This window comes from Collinsella tanakaei (genome assembly GCF_016902615.1).
Taxonomy (GTDB): Bacteria; Actinomycetota; Coriobacteriia; order Coriobacteriales; family Coriobacteriaceae; genus Collinsella; species Collinsella tanakaei_A.
Genome location: NZ_JACJMB010000005.1, coordinates 68,596 through 83,738, shown reverse-complemented (window position 1 = coordinate 83,738; position 15,143 = coordinate 68,596). Strand labels below are relative to the sequence as shown.

At 67.9% G+C, this 15,143-nt stretch carries 16 protein-coding genes and 1 tRNA gene; all 17 read left to right on the top strand.

The genetic code is table 11. From position 1 onward, the window contains the following. The first annotated feature begins 6 nt into the window (after positions 1-6). Complete coding sequence (locus H6A21_RS03040; protein WP_204560110.1) at positions 7-690, top strand: site-2 protease family protein; 684 nt, start codon at positions 7-9, stop codon at positions 688-690. A 121-nt stretch (positions 691-811) separates the two neighbouring features. Then, a complete protein-coding gene (locus H6A21_RS03035; RefSeq protein WP_204560109.1) occupies positions 812-1,615 on the top strand; it encodes a segregation/condensation protein A in 804 nt (267 codons plus the stop codon). A gap of 3 nt (positions 1,616-1,618) precedes the next feature. Further along, positions 1,619-2,335: an SMC-Scp complex subunit ScpB gene (gene scpB / locus H6A21_RS03030; RefSeq protein WP_204560108.1), complete on the top strand. Its 717-nt coding sequence runs from the start codon at positions 1,619-1,621 to the stop codon at positions 2,333-2,335. Further along, positions 2,328-3,179 carry a pseudouridine synthase gene (locus H6A21_RS03025; RefSeq protein ID WP_239462599.1) on the top strand — a complete coding sequence of 284 codons (852 nt, stop codon included), beginning with the start codon at positions 2,328-2,330 and terminating at the stop codon, positions 3,177-3,179. Before scpB ends, H6A21_RS03025 begins: the two co-directional genes overlap by 8 nt. After that, positions 3,176-3,859, top strand: coding sequence for a (d)CMP kinase (gene cmk / locus H6A21_RS10905; protein ID WP_239462598.1), 684 nt, complete (start codon positions 3,176-3,178; stop codon positions 3,857-3,859). Before H6A21_RS03025 ends, cmk begins: the two co-directional genes overlap by 4 nt. Next, the gene (locus H6A21_RS10900) at positions 3,860-4,588 is read left to right on the top strand and encodes a lysophospholipid acyltransferase family protein (RefSeq protein WP_239462597.1); all 729 of its coding nucleotides are present in this window, start codon (positions 3,860-3,862) and stop codon (positions 4,586-4,588) included. Between the two features lie 3 nt (positions 4,589-4,591). Beyond that, positions 4,592-5,461 (top strand): 4-hydroxy-3-methylbut-2-enyl diphosphate reductase, encoded by an 870-nt coding sequence (locus H6A21_RS03015; protein WP_204560107.1) that lies wholly within the window; start codon positions 4,592-4,594, stop codon positions 5,459-5,461. Next, positions 5,451-6,968, top strand: coding sequence for a DUF512 domain-containing protein (locus tag H6A21_RS03010; protein ID WP_204560106.1), 1,518 nt, complete (start codon positions 5,451-5,453; stop codon positions 6,966-6,968). The genes H6A21_RS03015 and H6A21_RS03010 overlap by 11 nt, the downstream gene beginning before the upstream one ends. A gap of 12 nt (positions 6,969-6,980) precedes the next feature. Continuing rightward, positions 6,981-8,327, top strand: coding sequence for a ribosome biogenesis GTPase Der (der, locus tag H6A21_RS03005; RefSeq protein WP_204560105.1), 1,347 nt, complete (start codon positions 6,981-6,983; stop codon positions 8,325-8,327). Continuing rightward, positions 8,327-9,010 carry a glycerol-3-phosphate 1-O-acyltransferase PlsY gene (gene plsY / locus H6A21_RS03000; protein ID WP_204560104.1) on the top strand — a complete coding sequence of 228 codons (684 nt, stop codon included), beginning with the start codon at positions 8,327-8,329 and terminating at the stop codon, positions 9,008-9,010. The genes der and plsY overlap by 1 nt, the downstream gene beginning before the upstream one ends. Positions 9,011-9,021: 11 nt before the next feature. After that, the gene (locus H6A21_RS02995; RefSeq protein ID WP_204560103.1) at positions 9,022-10,029 is read left to right on the top strand and encodes an NAD(P)H-dependent glycerol-3-phosphate dehydrogenase; all 1,008 of its coding nucleotides are present in this window, start codon (positions 9,022-9,024) and stop codon (positions 10,027-10,029) included. 30 nt (positions 10,030-10,059) lie between these two features. Further along, entirely contained in the window at positions 10,060-10,746 is a 687-nt protein-coding gene (gene rpe / locus H6A21_RS02990; protein WP_204560102.1) for a ribulose-phosphate 3-epimerase, read from the top strand. Continuing rightward, a complete protein-coding gene (locus H6A21_RS02985; RefSeq protein ID WP_428840754.1) occupies positions 10,743-11,906 on the top strand; it encodes a cysteine desulfurase family protein in 1,164 nt (387 codons plus the stop codon). The genes rpe and H6A21_RS02985 overlap by 4 nt, the downstream gene beginning before the upstream one ends. 6 nt (positions 11,907-11,912) lie before the next feature. After that, positions 11,913-12,731, top strand: a complete 819-nt coding sequence (locus H6A21_RS02980; protein ID WP_204560101.1) for a Nif3-like dinuclear metal center hexameric protein — start codon at positions 11,913-11,915, stop codon at positions 12,729-12,731. After that, entirely contained in the window at positions 12,728-13,447 is a 720-nt protein-coding gene (locus H6A21_RS02975) for a zinc ribbon domain-containing protein (protein WP_204560100.1), read from the top strand. The genes H6A21_RS02980 and H6A21_RS02975 overlap by 4 nt, the downstream gene beginning before the upstream one ends. Continuing rightward, on the top strand, positions 13,448-14,653 hold the full coding sequence (gene coaBC, locus H6A21_RS02970; RefSeq protein ID WP_204560099.1) for a bifunctional phosphopantothenoylcysteine decarboxylase/phosphopantothenate--cysteine ligase CoaBC: 1,206 nt from the start codon (positions 13,448-13,450) through the stop codon (positions 14,651-14,653). 262 nt (positions 14,654-14,915) lie between these two features. Then, positions 14,916-14,992 (top strand) — tRNA-Pro (locus tag H6A21_RS02965). The last annotated feature ends 151 nt before the right edge of the window (positions 14,993-15,143 follow it).

Here is a 15,143-nt window from a genome sequence, read left to right as displayed (position 1 = left end):
GGCACCATGAACGTCGACTACCTCATCTCGCTCATCTTGACCGCCGCCGCGCTCATCCTCGCCATCGTCATCCACGAGAGCGCGCACGCCCTGGTGGCCTACCTGCTCGGCGACAAGACGGCGCGCTCGCGCGGCCGCGTCTCCTTGAACCCGTTGAACCACATCGACCCGTTCGGCACGGTCATCTTGCCGCTGCTCATGCTCGCGGCGGGCGGCCCGGTGTTCGCGTTCGCCAAGCCCGTACCGGTCTATCTGGGCAACCTCAAGCACCCGAAGCGCGACGAGGTCCTGGTGGCGCTTGCCGGCCCCGCCTCGAACATCCTGCTCGCCGTCATCGCCGCGCTGCTCGCCCGCATCCTGTTGGCAACCGCCGGCTCGAGCTCGGCGCTTCTGGCCGTCGTGCCCCATGTCGTGAACTTCCTGTTCACGTTCCTGTCGGTGAACCTGTCGCTCGCCTTCTTCAACCTCATCCCGCTGCCCCCGCTCGACGGCTCGTCCATCCTCGTGCCGTTTTTGCGCGGGCGCGCGCTTCAGACCTACTACGAGATCCAGCGCTACGCCATGCCGATCCTCATCATCGTCCTCTACCTGCTTCCGACGGTGCTCCATATAGACCTGGTGAACCTCTACTTCCGCTTCACGTACTATCCGGCGGCAAACGCGCTGCTCTCCTTCGCCCTCGGCATCTAGGAGGCACAGGGCACAGCGGGGCGGGCAGACCACGCGCGTTGTGAATTCGCCGCACACGCCACCAAACACGGTAGAATCGTGAAGGGAAACCGCATCGGGCAGCAATGGGGGAGGGTAATCCGTGTCGTATCGCGTCACCACGCAGGCGTATTCCGGCCCATTTGACCTCCTGCTTCAGCTCGTGAGCCGCCAGAAGGTCGACATCGGCTCCATCTCCATCAGCGAGGTCGCCGAGCAGTACCTCGCCGAGGTCGATCGCCTGGGCGCGCTCGACCTGGATGTCGCGAGCGACTTTCTGCTCGTGGCCGCGACGCTGCTCGATATCAAGGCCGCCTCGCTCGTGCCGGACGACGAGCCGCGCCGGCGCGCCACCGAGGATGACGACCTCGAGGACTACGCGGACCTCGACGGCGAGAGCCTGCGGGAGGTCCTGATCGCCCGTCTGATCGCCTACAAGCAGTTCAAGAGCGCAGCGGCGGCCCTCGGCGCCCGCATGGAGGCCGAAGCCCGCATGCACCCGCGCGTGGCGGGGCCCGACCCGGAGTTTCTGAACCTCGTTCCCGACTACCTCGCGGGCATCACGCTGCGGGGGCTCGCCGTCATCTGCGCCGACCTCGATGGACGCCGCGAGACGTTTCTGCTCGAGGCGGAGCACGTCGCGCCGAAGCGCCTGCCGCTTGAGCTCACCGTGGCCTCCGTCGACCGCGTCACGAGCGCGCGCGGCACGCTCACCTTCGGTGACCTGCTCGACGGAGACTCCACGACCGAGCAGGTCGTGGCGACGTTTCTGGCCGTTCTCGAACTCGCCAAGCGCGGCGCGGTGGAGCTCGAGCAGCCCCGCGAGTTCGGCACCATCACCATCACCCGTGTGGCGGGAGCCCCCGCCTACCAACCCGGCGAGGCGCTCGCCATCGAGGAGGGCTGATATATGGAAGACCTGGAGACCCTCGACCCCTCGTCGCTCAAAGGCGCCCTGGAGGCGCTGCTGCTCGTCTCGAGCGACCCGGTCAGCGCCAGCGCGCTCGCCAGCGTTCTGAACGTCGCGCCGGGCGAGGTGGCCTCGCTGCTCGCCGAGCTCAAGGTCGAATACGAGGAGCGCAACCGCGGCTTCCAGCTGCGCGAGGTTGCCGGCGGCTGGCGCCTCTTCACGCACCCCGCCTTCCATGAGCAGGTGGAGCGGTTCGTGCTCTCCTGGGACACCCAGAAGCTCAGCCAGGCGGCCCTGGAGACGCTCGCCGTCATCGCCTACCACCAGCCGGTGACCCGCGAGAAGGTGAAGGGCATCCGCGGCGTGAACTCCGATGGCGTCATCTCATCGCTCGTCGACAAGGGCCTTGTCCGCGAGATGGGGCGCGACCCCCAGCGCGGGCAGGCCATCATCTACGGCACGACGACCGTCTTCCTCGAGAAGTTCGGCCTGCGCAGCATCCGCGATCTACCCGACCTCGAGCAGTTCGCCCCCGACGAGCGCACGCGCCAGTTCATCCGCGAGCGCCTCTCGGGCCGCTCCATCGAAAGCACGCTCGAGGAGACCGACGAGGAGTTGGAGGAGGAGCGCGACCTGCTCGCCGATGGCGAAGACGACGATCCGGATGCCGACCTCATGATCATCGGCAACGCGACGGATGAGGAGTTCGATGAGTAGACCCATGCCACCGGAAGATCCCCTAACCGGGGAGCTGATCGTTCCCATGCGCCTGCAGCGCTTCCTCGCGCGCGCGGGCGTGGCGAGCCGGCGCGGCTCGGAGGACCTCATGACCGCCGGGCGCGTGCGCGTGAACGGCACCGTCGTCAGCGAGCTCGGCAGCAAGGTCGACCCCGCGCACGACATCGTGGAGGTCGACGGGCGCCGCGTCGAGCTCGGGAGCGCCCCAGTGCACATCATGCTCAACAAGCCCGCAGGCTATCTCACGACCATGAGGGATCCTCAGGGCAGGCCCTGCGTGGCGTCCCTCGTGCCGACCGAGCGCTACCCCGGGCTCTACCCGGTCGGCCGCCTCGACATGGACACCACCGGCCTTCTGCTCTTCACGACCGACGGCGACCTGGGCCAACGGCTGCTCCACCCTTCGATGCATGTGAGCAAGCGCTACGTGGCGCTCGTCGACGGGCGCGTCCGCGACCGGGAGCTCGAGCCGCTGCGCGCCGGCATCATGCTCGACGACGGGCCGTGCCAACCCGCGCGCTGCCGCATCCTCTCCGCACGCGAGGCCCAACAGGTCGCGCCGCACGGTCTCGGGGACTTCGAGACCGCCGTCGAGGTCATCATCCGCGAGGGCCGCAAGAACCAGGTGAAGCGCATGCTCGGCCGCATCCACCACCCGGTGCTCGCCCTGCACCGCTCCGACTTCGGGCCGCTTTCGCTCGCCGGCGTCGAGCGCGGGCGCTGGCGCCTGCTCACGCCCGCCGAATCGGAGGCCCTGGCACGCGTCTCGGCCGAACGCGCCGCACAATCAAAACCCACCACCAACAGGAGGAATCGCGCATGATCATCGCCATCGACGGGCCGGCGGGCTCGGGCAAATCGACCATCGCCGACGAGCTCGCGCGGCGCTTCGGCTTCACGAAGCTCGACACGGGCGCCATGTACCGCACCGTCGCCCATGTGAGCGCCTCGCGCGGCGTCGACCTGGATGACGAGGGGGCCGTGGGGGATGTCGCCCGCGCGCTCGACATCCGCTTCGAAAAGCGGCCCGACCGCATGCACGTGCTCGCCGACGGCGTCGACGTCACGCGCGAGATCCGCACGCCGGCAACCGACCGCATCGTCTCGAAGGTGTCGGCCTACCCGAGCGTCCGCGAGGCCATGCTCGGCTGCCAGCGCGCCTTCGCCGCCGGCCGCGACGTCGTCGCCGAGGGGCGCGACATCGGCACCGTGGTGTTCCCCGACGCCGAGCTCAAGGTCTTCCTCACGGCCGACCCCGCCGAGCGCGCGCGCCGGCGCGTGCTCCAGCGCCACCCGGAGGGCGCGCCCGATGCGGACGCGCTTGCCCGCGAGGTCGAAGAGACCCTTGCCGACCTGCGCCGCCGCGACGAGCTCGACGCCCAGCGCGCCTGCGCGCCCCTGCGCGCCGCCGACGACGCCGTGCGCATCGATTCCACCACCCACTCGATCGACGAGATCGTCGAGCGCATCGGCGCGCTCGCTGACGCCAGGAGGGACGCGTAGATGAAGTTCTTCTCATCCACCGCAGAGGATTACTACGACAACGGCATGCGCGACTACCCCGTGGCCGTGCGCGCGGGCTACGCCGTCATCCTCGGCATCCTCTACGCGTTCACGAAGGTCATGTGGCGCTGTTCGTTCGATAACATCGAAAAGATTCTCGACCGCACGGACGACACCGGCTGCGTCATCATCTCCAACCACACCTCCATGGCCGAAGTCGTCGCCATCGTCGTGCTCCTATGGCGCCGCGGCCGCCGCGTGCGCCCCATCTTCAAGTCCGAGTTCAACAAGACCGGCATCGTCCGGTGGTTCTTCGCCCGCGTGGGCGGCATCCCGGTGGACCGCGGCACGGCCGACATGAAGTCGCTGCGCCGTGCGAGTCACGCCCTCGGCCGCGGCGAGGACATCCTCATCTTCCCCGAGGGCACGCGCATCCGCACCGACGACCAGCCCGTCGAGGTCCACGGCGGCTTCGCCATCATCGCGCAGATGGGCAAGGCCCCGGTCCTCCCCATGGCCGTCTGCGGCTTCCGCGACATCACGCCGAGCGGTCACCACCTCATGCGCCCCCTGAAGTGCTGGATGCGCTTCGGCGAGGCCGTGCGCACCGAAGACGCGCCGAGCGAACTCAAGCGTCGCGAGAAGACCCAATGGGTCGAAGACGAGGCGACCCGCCGCATGTACGCGATCCGCGACGAGCTGCGTCGCGAGCACCCCGGGAGGTTCTAGCCCATGCCGAGTGCACCCATCATCGAGGTCGCCGCGCACGCCGGCGTCTGCTACGGCGTCGAGCGCGCCCTGTCCATGGCGCACGAGGCCGCCGCGAGCGCCCCGGCTCCCGTCCAGACGCTCGGCCCCCTCATCCACAACCCGCTCGTTGTCCGCGAGCTCGGTGAGGCCGGTGTGGGCCTTGCCGACACGCTCGACGAGGCTCCCGCCGGTTCGGTCATCATCCGCGCGCACGGCGTCGTGCCCGCCGTCATCGACGAGGCGCGCCGGCGCGGCCTTGCGGTGATCGACGCCACCTGCCCCTACGTGAAGCGCGTCCACAAGGCCGCCGAGCGCCTCGTGGACCAGGGTTACCAGCTCATCGTGGTGGGGGAGAGCGGCCACCCCGAGGTCGAGGGCATCATGGGGCATGCCGACGGGCGCGCCCTTGTCGTGAGCACGCCTGATGACCTGGCGACGCTCGAGCTCGAGCGCCGCGTGGGCGTCGTCGTCCAGACGACCCAGACGCAGGCCGCGCTCGCCGCGGTGGTGAGCGCCCTTCTGACGCGCGTCGACGAGGTCCACGTCGTGAACACCATCTGCTCTGCCACCCAGGAGCGCCAGGCATCGGCGGCCGCGCTCGCCGGCCGCGCCGACGTCATGGTCGTCGTCGGCGGCAAGAACTCCGGCAACACCCGCCGCCTGGCCGAGATCTGCAGCGCGCGCTGCGCGGCGACCCACCATATCGAAGATGCGAGCGAGCTTGACGCAGCCTGGTTCGCGGGCGCCGTGCTCATCGGCGTCACGGCCGGCGCGTCGACCCCGGCCGCGCATATCGAGCGCGCCGTCGCGCGCATCCGCGAGCTGACGGGAGGGGCGGACGATGTGCGCTAGCACCACGCCGATCGAGGCCCTCGATCCCAGAAGGGACATCCCCACGACCGCGCCCGCAGGGGAGCGGGACGACGAGTGCGCCCGTGGCGGCCTTCCCACCATCGCCAGCTATGCGGGCGCCCATGCCGACTACGCGCCGTCGCGCCACCCGGATGAGCGGGGGGCGCGCGTCGCGGCCGTCATCCCGGAGTCTCCCGCCGACGACGCGGGCATCGAGCCGGGCATGCGCGTCCTCACGGTGAACGGCGAGCCGCTCACCGACATGATCGTGTGGATGTGGGAGACCGACGAGGACACCGTCGACCTCACCGTCTTCGACCCCCGAGACGACACGACCTGCCCGTGCACCCTCGAGCGCTTCGAGGGCGAGGACTGGGGCATCGAGTTCGACGGCGCCGTGTTCGATGGCATGCGCACCTGCGTGAACGCCTGCGTGTTCTGCTTCATGACGATGCTGCCGAAGAACAGCCGCGATACGCTCTCCATCCGCGACGACGACTACCGCCTGTCGTTTCTGCAGGGCAACTTCGTCACGCTCACGAACATGAGCGACGAGGATGTGCGCAACGTCATCGACCGCGCGCTGTCGCCCATGAACGTGTCGCTCCACGCCATCACGCCCGAGGTGCGCCGCGCCATCATGGGGAGAAACGCCGCACGCGGCCTCGAGGTGCTCGAGCGGCTCATGGCCGCCGACATCGAGATACATGCGCAGATCGTGCTCTGCCCGGGCATCAACGACGGCGAGGAGCTCGACCGCACGCTCGCCTACTGTGAGGACCATCCCCAGATCACGAGCCTCGGCATCGTGCCGCTCGGCTTCACGAAGCACCAGAAGCGCTTCTCCCGCTCGTTTTCCGACGACCCCGCGGCGGCTCGCGCCGTCATCGAGCAGGTGCGGCCCTACCAGGAGCGCGCCTACGCGCGCTTCGGCCGCCACACGTTCCAGATGTCGGACGAGTTCTACCTCGACGCGCATGTTGAGGTGCCACCCGCCGCATGGTACGACGGGTACCCGCAGTACTACGACGGCATCGGCATGATCAGGAGCTATATCGACGACACGGACACCCTGACCGCAAACCCAAAGCGCCTCGCCGCCATCAAAAGCGCCCTGGCAGCGCACTCGATGCGCCTGGTCGCCGTATCCGGCACCTCGGCCGCGCCTACGGTCGCCCGCCTGGTCGCCCACCCCGCACTCGGCGGCTCCGTCATCGCGATCGAGAACCGCTACTTCGGCGGCAACGTCGACGTGACCGGTCTTATCTGCGGCTGCGACCTGCTCGACCAGCTGCCGGAGGACCTCGCGGGCGTTATGCTCTTTATTCCCAACGTGATGTTCAACGCAGACGGAATGACGCTCGACGAGTATTATCGTAATGATATAGAGCATGAGCTCATACGTCGTGGTGCCGAGGTGCATGTCGCCTCGACCATGCCCCATGAGCTCATCGGTGCCCTCGAGAGTACGCTCGGTCTTGCAGAGAGGCCAGCCCGATCTATCTAGGAGCAGAGAGCTATGAAACCTGTCGTTGCGATTGTCGGACGCCCGAATGTCGGCAAATCGACGCTTGTCAACCGACTAGCCCAGACGCAGGACGCCATCGTCCACCAGAGCCGCGGCGTGACCCGCGACCGCTCGTACTACGACGCCGAATGGAACGGCCGCGAGTTCACGCTCGTCGACACCGGCGGCATCGAGCCCATGAAGAGCGAGGACGTCTTCGCCGCCCCCATCCGCGACCAGGCGCTCGCCGCCGCCGAGGAGGCCTGCGCGATCCTGTTCGTCGTCGACGGCACCGTCGGCGTCACCGAGGAGGACGAGTCCGTCGCGCGCATGCTCAAGCGCGTCCACAAGCCGGTCTTCTTACTCGTGAACAAGCTCGACAACCCCGACCGCGAGGAAGAGCGCCTCTGGGAGTTCTACTCCCTCGGCGTGGGCGACCCGCTACCCATCTCCGCCCTGCACGGCCATGGTACGGGTGATCTGCTCGACGAGGTCGTCGCGCTGTTCCCCGACGAGAGCGAGCTTGAGGACGAGACGCCCGACGACGGAACGCTCTCCATCGCCATCATCGGGCGCCCGAACGCCGGCAAGAGCTCGCTGTTCAACAAGATGATCGGCTCGCAGCGCTCCATCGTCTCCGACGTGGCCGGCACGACGCGCGACGCCATCGACACGGTCGTCGAGCACGCCGGCAAGCGCTACCGCATGGTCGACACGGCGGGCATCCGCAAGAAGAGCACCGTCTACGAGAACATCGAGTACTACTCGATGGTGCGCGGTCTGCGTGCCATCGACCGCTCCGACGTGGCCCTGCTCGTCGTGGACTCCTCGGTCGGCATGACCGAGCAGGACCAGAAGGTCGCGAACCTGGCCATCGAGCGCGGCTGCGCCCTCGTCATCCTGCTCAACAAGTGGGACCTTCTGACCGACGACCAGACGCGCGAGCACGTCATGGAGACGGTCGCGCGGCGCATGACGCTCGCGCCGTGGGCTCCCGTCCTGCGCATCTCGGCGCTCACCGGCCGTTCCATCGAGAAGATCTGGGCGCTCGTGGATGCCGCCGCGGACGCGCGCGCGGCCCGCGTGTCGACCTCCGCGCTCAACAAGCTGCTCACCGACATGCGCGAGTTCGGCCACACCGTCGTCGACGGCAAGCGCCGCCTGCGCATGCACTACGTCACCCAGACCGGCACGAAGCCGCCGACGTTCACCTTCTTCGTAAACCATGTCGACCTCGTGAGCGACTCCTACCGCCGCTACATCGAGAACCGCATGCGCGATGCGTACGGCTTCAAGGGCACGCCCATCCGCCTGCGCTTCCGCAAGAAGGAACAGCGCGACGACAAGGGTGATAGGTAATGGAGCCGATCTCCTACTGGCCGCAGCTCATCGCGTGCATGGTCGCCTCCTACCTCATCTGCGGCATCCCGTTCGGGCTGATCCTCGGCCGCCTTATGGGCCATGTCGACATCCGCAAGTCCGGCTCGGGCAACATCGGCACGACGAACGCACTGCGCGTTGCCGGGCCGAAGGTCGCCGCGCCCACTTTGCTGTTCGACGTGCTGAAGGGCGTCGTGTGCATCAACGTCTCGCGCCTGGTCATCGCGGGCGCGCTCGGACCTGCGGCGTACCTTATCCAGCCTGCCGAGGCGCTTGACTGGGTCATCTCGCTCGTCGCCCTCGCCTGCCTCTACGGTCATATCTTCAGCCCGTATCTGAAGTTCCACGGCGGCAAGGGCATCGCCACCGGCGTCGGTATCCTGTTCGGCTACTTCTGGCCGCTGGCGCTCGTGCACCTCGCCATCTTCATCGTGCTCGTCGCCATCACGAAGTATGTGTCGGTGGGCTCTATCGTCACCGCCGCCGTCGTGCCTCTGACCATGTACATCGCCTTCCCGAACATGACCTTCGCCTCGCTCGCCATCTGGGCGCTCCTCGGCTGGACGGTCGTGTGGGCGCACCGCGGCAACATCAGAAAACTGCTCGCCGGCAACGAGAACAAGCTCTCGTTCAAGAAGAGCTCCGGCGACACGAGCAAATAGGGGAGTTGTCCATGAAGATCACGGTCATCGGCTCGGGCTCTTGGGGCACGGCCATCGCAGGCCAGGCTGCCGCCCACGTCGACGAGGTGTGCATCTGGTCGTTCGGCGGCGAGGCGGTCGACGGCATCAACGAGCATCACCGCAACAACCTCTACCTGACCGACTACACGCTGCCCGACAACGTCTGCGCGACGGCGTCCTACGAGGAGGCCATGGCCGGCACCGACGGCATCATCTTGGCCGTGCCGTCGGCCTTTTTGCGCTCGGTGCTCGAGGGGGCGGCGCCCTACATCGACCCCAAGACCCCCGTGCTCACCCTCACGAAGGGCATTGAGGAGAAGACGGGCTTCCTCATGAGCGAGCTCGTGGCCGACTGCATCGGCAACACGTCGCGCATCGCGGTGCTCGCCGGCCCCAACCACGCCGAGGAGGTCTGCCGTGGGTGCCTCTCCGCTGCGGTCATCGCCGCCGAGGACACGGCCGTAGCCGAGTTCTTCAAGGGCGTGCTACTCTCCGGCCATTTCCGCATCTACGTGGGCGAGGACCTCGTGGGCGTGGAGATGTGCTCGGCGGTGAAGAACGTCATCGCCATCGTGTGCGGCTACCTCGTCGGCATGGGCTACGGCGACAACACGCTCGCGCTCGTCATGACGCGCGGCATCGCCGAGATCAGCCGTCTGGTGCACGCGCGCGGCGGCAACCCCATCACCTGCATGGGCCTCGCAGGCATGGGCGACCTCGTGGTCACCTGCACCTCGCACCATTCGCGCAACCGCACGTTCGGCGAGGCGCTCGCGCACGGCGGCACGCTGGAGGAGTACCAGAAAAAGACCCACATGGTCGTCGAGGGCGCCGCGGCGGCGAAAAGCGTCGCCGATGTCGCGCGCACGCTCGGCGTCGACGCCCCGATCACATTCGCGCTCGAGGCCGTGCTGTGGCGCGGCGTCGCCAAGGAGACGGTCTTCAACGAGCTCATCGAGCGCTTCCCGACCGAAGAGTTCTACGGCATGGACGACTAGCGAGACCCCAAGAGAAAGGCTTGACCCCCGATGCTCGACACCGCGAAGGTTTCCCCCTCCATTCTCTCCGCCGATTTTCTGCATCTCGGCGAGGATCTCGATCGGGTCGCGAACGCCGACTACATCCACGTCGATGTCATGGACGGGCACTTCGTCCCCAACCTGAGCTACGGCACCACGATCGTGGAGGCGGTGCGGCGTGCGACCGACCTGCCCATCGACGTCCACATGATGGTCTCGAATCCCGATGACACGATCGACTGGTACGCCGATGCGGGCGCCGACCTTATCACGGTTCACTACGAGGCCGCGACCGATCTTTCCCGCATCATCGACCGCCTGCATGACCGCGGCCTTGCCGCCGGCGTCGTGCTGAACCCGGCTACCCCGGTCTATGTGCTTGAGGACGTCCTCACCCGCATCGACCTCGTCCTCATCATGAGCGTGAACCCCGGGTTCGGCGGCCAGGGCTTCATCGAGGAGACCTACGAGAAGCTTCGCCGGCTGAAGCGCCTGTGCCACGAAGTGGGTGCCGATCCCCTCATCCAGGTGGACGGCGGCGTCGGCACCGCGAACGCGCGCAAGCTCGGCGAGGCGGGAGCCGACGTGCTCGTCGCAGGGTCGGCGGTCTTCCGTGCCGAGGACCCCGGCCAGGTTGTAAGCGAGCTCCGCGAGCTTGCGACGGAGGGCATCCGAAGCGGAAGGGCCGCGCTGTGACCGAGATAACGCCGGTCAACCTCGACTACGCCGCCTCGACGCCGATGCGCCCCGAGGCGCGAGCCGCGCAGGCTGCCTACGACGCATCCGACATCGCCGGCGCGAACCCCAACTCCCTGCATACGCTCGGCCGCAAGACCGCCCTCGAGCTTGAGCGCTGCCGGCGCACCGTCGCCCGCACCCTCGGGTCCCGCGTGCGTGCCAGCGAGGTCATCTTCACCGGTGGCGGCACCGAGGCGAACCACCTCGCGCTCGCGGGCATGGCCGAAGGCGCCCGGGAGCACGACCGTGCGCGCACGCGTGTGCTGGTGAGCGCCATCGAACACGACTCCATGCTCGACAACCTGCCGGCCCTGCGCGCCGAGGGCTTCACGGTGGAGCTGCTCCAGCCGAACCCCCAGGGCATCGTGGACATCGAGGAGCTCGAGGCGCACTTGACACCCGATGTCGCCCTCGTGTCCGTCATGCTCGCAAACAATGAGACGGGCGTCGTGCAGCCTATAGCCGAACTCGCTGCCGCCGCCCGTCGGGCGGGCGCCCTCTTCCACACCGACGCCATCCAGGGATACCTCCACATCCCCTTCGATGTGAATGAGCTCGGCGTGGACGCGCTCTCGCTTGCTGGCCATAAGATCGGCGGGCCCGTCGGCACGGGCGCCCTCTACCTGCGCAGCCGCACGCCACTGCGCCCCCAGATCTTAGGCGGCGGCCAGGAGTCGGGCAGGCGCGCCGGCACACAGGACGTCCGCACCATCGTCGCCCTCGCCGCGGCAGCCGAGGCGCTGCACCCGCATGTGGCCGCAGATGCCGCCCGCATCCGCACGCTCGCCGATAGGCTCTACGAGCGCCTCTGCGTGCACCCGGCCATCCACGCGACAATGGGGGACTGGACGAGCGTCGAGCGCCTGCCCGGCATCGTCTCCGTCACCGTCGACGGCCACGACACCGAGGAGCTCGTCTTGAAGCTCGATGCTGCCGGCTTCGAGGTCTCAGGCGGCTCGGCCTGCTCGAGCGCGAGCCTCGACGCGAGCCATGTGCTGACCGCCATGGGCATCGCGCGCGAACGGGCGCTCGGGGCGCTGCGGATCTCCTTCGACGACCGCGTGGACCCGAAGGACCTCGACCGCTTCGCCGATACCCTGCTGAACCTGATGGGATGATGCGTCATGCTCGTACGTGAACTGGAGCGCGCGCTGCTTGCGGCGTTTCCGCGGCAGAACGCCGAATCGTGGGATCATGTGGGCCTGTCGGTCGGAGAGCCGGATGCCGAGGTCGCAGGTGTCGCTATCGCGCTCGATGCGACCGTCCGCTCGATCGAGGAGACCCTGGCGGCAGGCGCGAACGTGCTCGTCACCCATCACCCCGTCTACCTGAAGGCTCCCGATGCCTTCACGCCGCCCGCCCCGGAGCGTCCCAGCTCCTCGGCTGTCATCTACGCTGCTGCCCGGCAGGGCGTGAGCGTCATCTCGCTCCATACGAACCTCGATCGCTCCCGCGAGGCGCGCGAACTGCTGTGCGCCCTCATCGGCGGCACGTCCGCAGGGTCGCTGGAGCACCCGGACGACGCAGATGCCCCCGGCCTCGGCGCCATCTGCGAGCTGCCGGACACCGTGACGCTCGGCGAGCTCGCTGCGAATTGCGCCGATCGCTTCGGCGGCGCGCCGCGCGTCTGGGGAGCACCGGAGACGCCCGTCCGGCGCATCGGCATCCTCGGCGGATCGCTCGGGTCGTTCGGTGAGGACGCCATCGCGCTCGGTGCCCAGGCGATCGTCTGCGGCGAGGCGGGCTACCACGTCTGCCAGGACCTCGCCGCGCGCGGGTGCCCGCCGATCCTGCTCGGCCATGACCGCAGCGAGGAGCCGTTTGGCGCTATCTTGATGAATGCCGTCATCCACGCCGGCGTAGACGCCGCGTGCGTGCGTAGAATTACACACCCGGACCAATGGTGGACCGTATCGACCGGAAACGAACAGGAGCGCTCATGAGCGTTGGAACCCTTCTTCTCGACCTGCAGGACCTCGACCTCGAACTCGCGCGCAACCGCGCCGCGCTGAACGCCATGCCCGAGATCGCCGAGCTTGCCAAGAAGCGCCGCGCCTACCAGAAGCTGAAGGCCGAGGCGACGAAGCTCTATGCGCAGCGCAAGGACATCGAGACCTACCTCAAGGACCTCGAGGGGCAGGAGATGGATGCGAACGATGACGTCCGCATCGCGCAGCAGAACACCGACTCCTCCGACTACCGCGCCGTCCAGGAGCTCGAGCTTAAGCTGTCAAACCTCGCCAAGCAGCTCGATAAGATCGCCTACGATCGCCGCGAGTACGAGCGCCAGCTGGCCGACATCACCGCCAAGCAGAATCAGCTCGCCGACTACACCGCCAAGTTCGAGGCGGCCTTCGTGGCCGACACGAAGGCTGCGCGCGAGAAGGCCGCAGAGCTCACCGAGAGCATCGAGCGCGCCGAGCGCGAACGCGCCCACGTGCTCGAGCAGATCCCTGAGCAGCTGCGCAAGCGCTACGAGAAGGCCGCGGCGGCCCACGGCGGGCTTGCCGTCGAGCGCCTCGAGGGCAACGTGCCGAGCGTCTGCCGCATGGCGCTGCAGGCCTCCTCGATGTCCGACCTCGCACGAGCCACCGGCGACATCACCGAATGCCCCTACTGCCACCGCATCCTTATCATGAACGAGGACGGTGAGGAGTAGGTGAGCGATCCTGTCGGCAGCCCGTGCGTGCTCCTGTGCGTCACCGGCTGCATCGCCGCATACAAGAGCTGCGAGATCGTCCGGTGCCTGCAGCGCGCCGGCGCGCGCGTCAAGGTCCTCATGACCGAGCACGCCGCGCAGTTCGTCGGTCCGACGACGTTTCGCGCCCTGACGCACGAGAAGGTCGCGATCGGCCTGTTCGATGACCCTGAGGACCCCATCCATCACATCTCGCTCGCCCAGGAGGCCGATGTGGTGCTCGTGGCGCCGGCGACGGCGAACATCCTCGCCAAGATGGCACACGGCGTCGCCGATGACCTGATGTCCACGACGCTGCTTGCCACGAAGGCGCCCATCGTGGTGGCGCCCGCCATGAACGTGGGGATGTGGGAGGCCGAGGCCACGCAGGAGAACGTCCGCACGCTCCAGCGCCGCGGGATCACCGTGATCACCCCCGATGCGGGCTACCTCGCCTGCGGAGACGTTGGCGGCGGCCGCCTGCCCGACCCGTGGCGCGTGGCCGACCTCGCCCTCGTCGCCGCCGGAACGACCGGTCCACTTGCCGGCGAGCGCGTGCTCATCACGGCAGGCGGCACGCAGGAGCCCATCGACCCGGTGCGCTACATCGGCAACCGCTCGAGCGGCAAGATGGGCGCCGCCCTGGCGCGCGCCGCCTCCCGCCGGGGAGCCGACGTCACGCTCGTGCTCGGGCCCGCCTCCGTCGAGCCGCCCGCGGGCGTCGCCTGCATACAGGTTCAGACTGCCGCGCAGATGCTCGATGCGGCGCGCACCGCATTTGCCGACGCCACGATTGCCGTCTGCGCTGCAGCCGTCGCCGACTACACCCCGGCGCGCCCGGCAGACCACAAGCTCAAGAAGTCCGTCGAGCCGCTCGATACGGTCGAGCTCGTGGAGACGGCCGATATCCTCGCCGAGCTCTCCCGCGCCAAGGGCGGCCGCGTGGTCATCGGCTTTGCCGCCGAGACATCTGAGGTCGTGGCGTACGCCGAGCGCAAGCTCGCCACCAAAGGCTGCGACGCCATCGTGGCAAACGACGTGAGCCGCGCGGATTCGGGCTTCGGTGCCGACACCGACAAGGCCTGGTGGATCGACCGCACGGGCGCCACCGAGCTGCCCTGCATGAGCAAGACCGATCTGGCAGACACCATCATGGAGCGTGCCGTAGCCCTGCGCCACGCGCACTAGGGTAACTCTGGGTGTCCTCTTCGGGGACGGGGTAGTCCTGCCGCGCACGCCCTAGCACGCGCGCTCTCGATGCCCACCGCTGACGAGATCTGCGGCTGGGCGAGCCGTCCGGACGGCGAGCGGGTACTTATCAAGTCGCATTGACTCACACATGAATCCCCTGCTCATAACCTAATTTCCAAGAAAGTTGAAAAAACCTCTTGCATCGGGATTCGGAGGTGAGTATAGTATCCCTTGCTGTCAGCGAGACAGCGCATCGCTTCGGGACGTGGCGCAGCTTGGTAGCGCACTTGACTGGGGGTCAAGGGGTCGCTGGTTCGAATCCAGTCGTCCCGACCAGAAGCTTCAAGGCCAGCCTTCGGGCTGGCCTTTTTTATGTATCCATCATCCGTATATCAGAACTTACCTCCATGTAAGCTCCAAAAGTCCAGCAATCACCTGTCCGACACCGTCCCCACGCGCGCGCTTTCCCCCGTACCGCCCCGGTACC